Source organism: Salibacterium halotolerans (assembly GCF_900115625.1).
Lineage (GTDB): Bacteria > Bacillota > Bacilli > Bacillales > Marinococcaceae > Salibacterium > Salibacterium halotolerans.
Map to the genome: position 1 here is coordinate 60,851 of NZ_FOXD01000017.1, position 6,745 is coordinate 67,595.

The following is a 6,745-nucleotide window of genomic DNA, read 5'->3' on the forward strand; positions in this document are numbered from 1 at the left end:
CTGTCCCTCTTCTTCTTGCCGGTCAGGCTTTCTCGTCCACGAGCAGTCCAGCCTGCTCAAGGATTGCCGCCTTCATATCCAGAAACTTTTCCGGAGGTACTTCCCGGATGACTTCGTCGGTGTCCCGATTCAGCACTTGAACATACACCTGTTCCAATTTGTCATGAACATTGAATTTCAAGTCGGTAAACGTAGCCTCAAGCAGCCCATTCATCTCATCAGCTTGCTCCCGCAGCGTTTTCATATCGGGCATCATCGAAGACTCATCCTGCGTTTTCTCCGAAACCGTGCCTGAAGCGGAGTCATTCATGGACACCTGTCCCCCAAAGACCTGACCGGTCCGCATCACATCGGATACGACAGTACCCGAAAGTGGAGCACCCATAACCCTTCCTCCTCCCTTTTACAGGCTCAACGATTATATCGGAAAAAGTCTGCCATCCTACACTTCTTCCATCAAAAAAAGCCCCCCCTTTTGCAAGAGAAGGCTCTCAACCTTTCCATTAGACGGAAAGATCGACAGATGCACCTTTGTGCGGCTGGGCCGCCTGTTGAATAGCCTGGGCACCAGACTTGTCCAGCATCTCGTTCATGAGATTGCTCTGCTGCTCGCTCGTATCCATCGCTTTTTTCATAACAGCCATACTAGCTTGCTGTTTTACCTGTGCCTGGCTGTGCGCAATTGACGCTCCTGCGATATCCATGGAAACACCTCCAATATATGAAGAATCACTGATTATATCGGAAGAATCTTGAAATGTTAAAGAGAGTTCACTGATTCTACTATAGGTGCCTATCTCCCAGCACTAGAGGAAAGGCACTTTTATTGCAAAATAGATAAACCCATGATTTCAAAATGATGATCGAAAGCAAAAACATGTGTTATCTTTTTATCTATCATAATAGCTACACTTTGGGCATCACAATAGGACAAGCGGTGATCGCTGTATTTCTCCAAAAGCCTCATCGTTTCCTTCCTTAAGGTATCTGTCATATCAACAATGTCAAAGTCGGGGTACTCGATCACCGTACTTAAAAAATGCCCGGCTGCCTGGTATCCGCTTTTGTATCGAAGAAGTGTATACGTTTCATTCAATACCGTTTCCGACAGCAGGTATCGATATCCTTCTAAACGTTCAGCGATTTGAACAGCTTGCTCATGGTATTGATCTTTTGGCTGATATAACGCTATGAAAGCACTCGTGTCCACAAAGCAAACCTTATTTTTCATTTTCTACAATCTCCATTATATACCTATCATGCTCTTCTGAAAGATTGTTTTCCCCTGGGAAACCCTCTTTTTCCGCTTTTTTTGCCATATCAACGAGTATATTCGAAGATTTCTTATTTTTGTGATCGTACTGTCGAATCGCTTCCCGGACCACTTCCGCTTCAGATTGGCCTGTATCTTCCGCCATCTGTTCAAGCATCTTTTCCTCCACATCCGACAAATGAAACTGTTTTCTTTTCATTTTACCAACCACCTCCTACACACTTATTATATCATAAGTGTGTAGGATTAACAGCTGCCTGATTCCCGGAACGGTGAAAGCGTTAAGAGCTCTCCCTCTTTACCCCTGTACAGCGGTGGGGGTCAGGCACCTGTCAAGAATGAAGAAATCTTTGAAACCGGCTTTCCATAAGCTGATGCCATTTTTTCCATTGAGGGAGCAGGGTGAATTGCATGATTTCTTTCACGTGTTCGTATTCGTTCTTTTCCAGCGCCGACACCACGGCATCAAGAGAATTCTTCATCAGAGCCGTCTGGCTTTCCAAGTCTTCTGTTTCTTCCCATTCTTCAAAAAACGGCTGCAACGCACGTTCTATGCTTGAATAGGCCTGTACCAGATCGTCAAATAAAGGCATTGCGGCCTCAAACCGTCCGTCATGCAACAATTCCTGGATATGCTGCAGACTCTCGCCCATCGTCTCAGTCAGCGGCAGAATCTGCTTGATCACCGGCAGTTGGTCTTCCATGATATATCACTCTCTATTTTTATAGTGTTACTCCTTGTATCGGTAAATACATCCTTATATTTAATAGGTGCCTGACCCCCGCTGCGTTACAGTGGTAACGCAGCGGGGGTCAGGCACCAAAAAAAGAAGGATATTGTTCAGGGGTCTCGAATATACAAGTTGAGAATATTTTAGAGAGGTGTTGGTGGCATTTGTCGAGAAAACCTCGTATTTGGTTCCCGGGAGCGGCCTTTCATATTACGAGTCGCGGGAACCGGCGCGCATCGATTTTTTACGGTGATGAGGATCGTTTGATGTATTTTGCATACCTCGAAGAAACCCGCATGCACTTCCCCTTCTATTTACACGCCTATTGTCTCATGACCAATCATATTCACCTTCTGCTTGAGACGAAAGACCATCCCACAGCTGCTATTATGAAACATATGCACGCCAAGTACGCGACCTATTTTAACCGGCGCTATGAACTATCCGGCCATCTGTTTCAAGGACGGTACGGCGGGAGTCTGATCAAGGATGATGCTCATTTTCTTCAGGTCAGCCGCTACATTCACTTGAATCCTGTGAAGGCCGGCCTTGCACGCCGTCCCCACCACTATCCATGGAGCAGCTGCCGCGCTTTGGTTACGTCCATCCCTGATCCCCACATCTCTCTGACACGGACCCTTTCTTCGTTCCCCTCTCCTCAACCTTTTCATTATCAGCAATACATCGAAGAAAATATTCAAGGAGGTTCCTTCCATGACAGTATCAACGAATAGTATCGGCTTACAGGGCCTGGATGGTTTTCTGGTGCAGGTCAAAGTCCGTTCTCTCGCAGGCATGGAATCCGTGCATGTAATCGGCCTTCCCGATGCGTCCGTGAAAGAATCACGCGACCGGGTGATTGCCGCCTTGGATTTCCAAGGCTGCAGCCTACCTGAAAAGAAAGTCATTATTCATTTAGCTCCCGCTGAACAAAAAAAGAATGGTCCTTCCTTTGACTTGGCGATTGCCATCGCACTCATGCAGATGACAGGCCATATTCATCATCCCGTCCCGGGCAACACAGCTTTTTTAGGAGCCTTATCATTAAACGGTGAAATTCGTCCGGTCAACGGCATACTGCCGGCGATTTTAGCTGCGAAAAAACTACAGGTTGAGACACTCTATCTTCCAGCCGATACATCGCTTCCGCTTGATTTGATTGATGGTATCAGCCTTTGTTTTGTTTCCCACCTTTCCGAGGTCTTATCTGCCCTCTCTCGTTCCCCTTCCCCGCCTCTTTCCATAAAAAATCCCCAGCCAAAAACAGCGATTCCCCGGCCGGCGGATGTTGATTTTCATCAGATTTATGGACAGGAAACAGCAAAACGAGCACTTAAAATCGCGGCAGCAGGTGGACATCACATTCTACTCACAGGGCCGCCGGGATGTGGCAAAAGCCTGCTTGGAGAAGCCTTCCCAACCCTTTTTCCAGAAATCAGCACCCAGGCCCAACTCGAAGTCATGAGTGTATACGAACTGGGAGACACAGATCCACCGCGCCTGCCGTATCCACCGTTCCGCCATCCTCATCATTCCTCTTCTGCTGTCAGCTTAATTGGCGAAGGAGCGGCACCAAAACCGGGAGAAGTGTCACTTGCTAACTACGGCATTCTATTTCTTGACGAAATGGCCGAATTCCCAAAAAAGACACTGGATATGCTGCGGCAGCCGCTTGAGGCAGAAAAAGTAACCATAAGCCGCGTCCAGGCAACGGTCACGTACCCTGCCCAGTTTCTTCTTATCGGAGCTGTCAATCCTTGCCCCTGCGGATCCCTTGGCTCTCGTCACCACTCTGCACCTGCACGCCTAAACAAATTCAGACGTATCAATCCCGGCTTTCCGGTCCTATTCGTGACCGCTTTGATTTGACCGTCCAACTGGAACCTGTAAACCTGCAAACGGCAGAACAACCGGAAAGTTCCTCCATCATCCGCAAACGAGTTCGTCAGGCGCGGGCACAGCAGCACGAGCGGCACGGCGGCTCCCTTTTAAACGGGAACGCCGCATTCGAAACCCTCTTGTCCACTCTCGAACATCCACAGCATCAGCAACAAATGCTGCAGACCATCAGCCAGCAAAACCACTGGAGCAACCGCACGCAAGTGAAAATTCTGCGCATCGCCCGGACCATCGCCGACTTGCAAGCCAGCTCTCTCCTGCGCACCGAGCACTTAAACGAAGCTATCACGTATCACACCAACAAAGACGACCTCCGTATTACCCGCATCAGCGAACCTCCAGCCACCTGACGCCCTCCATGCAGAAAGCCCCGCCAAAACCGGCGGGGCTTTCTCTTTATCACTGTACAGCACCGGGGGTCAGGCACCTTTTTAATATTTGCATATTATCCGGCACTTCGTATATAATAAAAGCAGAGACACCGAAGTGCCTCTGCCAAATACAGATGTAAACAACCCCTCTTTGGAGGGCAACAGATGAATGGACGATAGAAAACCCATCCTACACTAGAGTGTGCGCTCTATAGGATGGGTTTTCATTTTCTATTGTCAGATACGAGAACAAGAAGTACAGTCAACGTCACGATTAACATCTCGAAATCTGACATTTCAACCACCCCCTTTCCTAAGGGAATGGCTGCCCATCCAATAGAGCCGTTCGTTTACATCATACGTCTATTATAACATAGAATCTACCACAGATATTAGTATGACAGGAAAATTTATAAAGTGCCCAGGTCAGGCACATTTATCCGCAGTGCTCTCCTGCGCACCCGAGCACTTAAACAAAGCTATATCATATCACACCCAGAAAAACGAGCCCCTCTTCGGCGAACCTCCCCCCTCCTTCACACAAAAAGCTCTGCCCAAACCAGCAAGACTTTCCCTTTACCACTGTACAGCACCGGGGAGGCACTTTTAAATATCACCTATCAACCTTAAATTCCTGGGGATTTGATAATAATTCCTTATTGTAATAATTAGATTTTTTCAATATGTCATGAATTTTTGTTTTTCTTATCGAAATGTTATTGAGGATTTTTTGAGTTTTTTCAATACAAAAGGGCAACTCCTTTAAATATTGAACTTTGTCATTTTTTATAGCTTCTAGATAATTGTTCTCTTTAGATATTTCTAGTTCTAATTGATCAAAACCATTATCTAATGGATTCATTTTTCTTGCTTGACGCCGTTTTTGTTTCAATTGTTCTATTAACGGATTAATATTTATATCAAAAACCTCAATGTTTCTTTCCAACGCCTCACGATGTAATATTAGCTCCTCTTGGAGAACAGGATCATTAATATAATGTATTTTTTCCCACCGACTCCATATCAAGGCATCTAAAGAAACGATATATGTAGCTTCTTTTCCCTTAAACATTTCATAATTTGTTTCTACAGTTTTAAGTTGCTTTAATACTTTACTACATTCTAACTCGAGCCCTGTGAGAACTGGCAATTCCATAGCTAGTGTTTCTCTAAGATTTTGATTTTGCTGTTTTTTGATTTGATCTCTAGCCACAAGAAAAGCTATAATTCCTCCCAATATACCTCCACTATAATTACCAAGAAAACTAACCCAAGATTCTTCATTCCCAATTGTCCAATGACCAAACGGTAAACGGATGAATTGACTTAACAATATAGAGAAAATGAAAACGAGAAAAATAATCCACTTATATTCTATTAAAACACTGAAAACTTTCTTCAGATAAATACCCCCTTTTTCAATAGAATAAATTTAAAAGATTGCAGTAGCAGGGCCAGGCACTTTTATTAAACATAATACATGAAATAGCATATAACTGTTTTATTCTCGTATACATAAACTAATCGGCTCCTTAATGCCGATTCAACGATGGGCCAAATACTTCCAAATGGAGGTGGTCCACATATGACTTCAATTATTCTGGTAGTAGTAATGTTATACTGGCCAGTCGCTTTTCTGCTTGCAGTAGTGAAGCTCATCGGAACTGTAAAGTAGGTGTTGCACAGCCTATAAGTGGTCCCGTTGAATAGGATAAATTATTTAAGGAGCCGGTGGTGATAAACTGCCGGCTCCTTAAACATAAAATTTAAAAAAGTAACGGGAAGAAATATTAAGTTAAAAGAAAAAGCACCAGAAAATTTGAAGCTTTATAAGGTAAACTTATTGTAGTACAGCGCCGGGGATCAAGCACTTTTAAACGCACTTTTTAATAATAAACACGATCTTCCATTCGTTTGTTTCTTCTCATAATATCGGTTGGCGGAAAAAAAGGTGAAGTACAAATTTTGCTTTACGGCTCGATTCGACTAAAATCAATCATTTATAAAAAATTTTTTCAACTGAAAGGAAAAACTTTGTATTATCTCGAAAATTGATATGGGAAAGGAGGTGACGTTATTGACTCGTCGCAACGGAAAAAGATTTCTTGGTAACAGTAACACTAAGGAAGTACATGATCTTGATAATGAACAAACAACGTGTCAGATCAATGAAATTGTAAAGCATAACCATGCCGTAACATTCACACCTGACACTCTTGCAACTGCCAAATCGGAAGGGTATGACAATGGTCATTATTGCATTGGTGGCTCTACAAGATAACATTTTCTTTTTATTGGGGCTGTCCTTAAAGATTGTAAATTACGATCTTTTAGGGCAGGCCCTTCTATAATCTAAGAAGAAAAGCACATAAAAACGGGGCTGTATCAAAAGGTTGTGAAAAAATGACCTTTTACAGCTCCTTTTTCTATTTCATATACAAAAAAATCGCCTCTTTCGGTATAATGAAGTC

General features: G+C 44.0%; 9 protein-coding genes and 1 pseudogene. 4 read left to right on the plus strand and 6 right to left on the minus strand.

Annotated features, from left to right (window positions below):
- Positions 1 to 22 precede the first annotated feature (22 nt).
- From BM124_RS13790 to BM124_RS13810, 5 genes are all read right to left on the minus strand, one after another.
- Positions 23 to 385, minus strand: a complete 363-nt coding sequence (locus BM124_RS13790) for a flagellar protein FlaG (protein ID WP_093338370.1) — start codon at positions 383 to 385, stop codon at positions 23 to 25.
- 118 nt (positions 386 to 503) lie between these two features.
- A complete protein-coding gene (locus tag BM124_RS13795) occupies positions 504 to 704 on the minus strand; it encodes a YjfB family protein (protein ID WP_093338371.1) in 201 nt (66 codons plus the stop codon).
- Positions 705 to 823: 119 nt separating this feature from the next.
- Positions 824 to 1,231: a type II toxin-antitoxin system VapC family toxin gene (locus BM124_RS13800; protein WP_093338373.1), complete on the minus strand. Its 408-nt coding sequence runs from the start codon at positions 1,229 to 1,231 to the stop codon at positions 824 to 826.
- The gene (locus BM124_RS13805) at positions 1,221 to 1,472 is read right to left on the minus strand and encodes a ribbon-helix-helix domain-containing protein (RefSeq protein ID WP_093338374.1); all 252 of its coding nucleotides are present in this window, start codon (positions 1,470 to 1,472) and stop codon (positions 1,221 to 1,223) included. Before BM124_RS13805 ends, BM124_RS13800 begins: the two co-directional genes overlap by 11 nt.
- Before the next feature lie 133 nt (positions 1,473 to 1,605).
- Positions 1,606 to 1,977 carry a DUF8042 domain-containing protein gene (locus BM124_RS13810; RefSeq protein ID WP_093338376.1) on the minus strand — a complete coding sequence of 124 codons (372 nt, stop codon included), beginning with the start codon at positions 1,975 to 1,977 and terminating at the stop codon, positions 1,606 to 1,608.
- 191 nt (positions 1,978 to 2,168) lie between these two features.
- Here BM124_RS13810 and BM124_RS13815 point away from each other — a divergent pair, with 191 nt between their 5' ends.
- The 3 genes and pseudogenes from BM124_RS13815 to BM124_RS19315 all read left to right on the plus strand — a co-directional run bounded on the left by BM124_RS13815 (position 2,169) and on the right by BM124_RS19315 (position 4,253).
- Positions 2,169 to 2,738 carry an REP-associated tyrosine transposase gene (locus BM124_RS13815; RefSeq protein ID WP_093338377.1) on the plus strand — a complete coding sequence of 190 codons (570 nt, stop codon included), beginning with the start codon at positions 2,169 to 2,171 and terminating at the stop codon, positions 2,736 to 2,738.
- 61 nt (positions 2,739 to 2,799) lie between these two features.
- Positions 2,800 to 3,839, plus strand: a pseudogene (locus BM124_RS13820) (YifB family Mg chelatase-like AAA ATPase); the annotation flags it as partial.
- A gap of 30 nt (positions 3,840 to 3,869) precedes the next feature.
- Positions 3,870 to 4,253, plus strand: coding sequence for a magnesium chelatase subunit ChlI family protein (locus BM124_RS19315; protein ID WP_244504345.1), 384 nt, complete (start codon positions 3,870 to 3,872; stop codon positions 4,251 to 4,253).
- A gap of 634 nt (positions 4,254 to 4,887) precedes the next feature.
- Here the strand turns inward: BM124_RS19315 and BM124_RS13825 are convergent.
- Positions 4,888 to 5,607 carry a hypothetical protein gene (locus tag BM124_RS13825; RefSeq protein WP_170841150.1) on the minus strand — a complete coding sequence of 240 codons (720 nt, stop codon included), beginning with the start codon at positions 5,605 to 5,607 and terminating at the stop codon, positions 4,888 to 4,890.
- Positions 5,608 to 6,351: 744 nt separating this feature from the next.
- Here BM124_RS13825 and BM124_RS13830 point away from each other — a divergent pair.
- A complete protein-coding gene (locus tag BM124_RS13830; RefSeq protein ID WP_212634965.1) occupies positions 6,352 to 6,555 on the plus strand; it encodes a hypothetical protein in 204 nt (67 codons plus the stop codon).
- Positions 6,556 to 6,745: the final 190 nt, after the last annotated feature.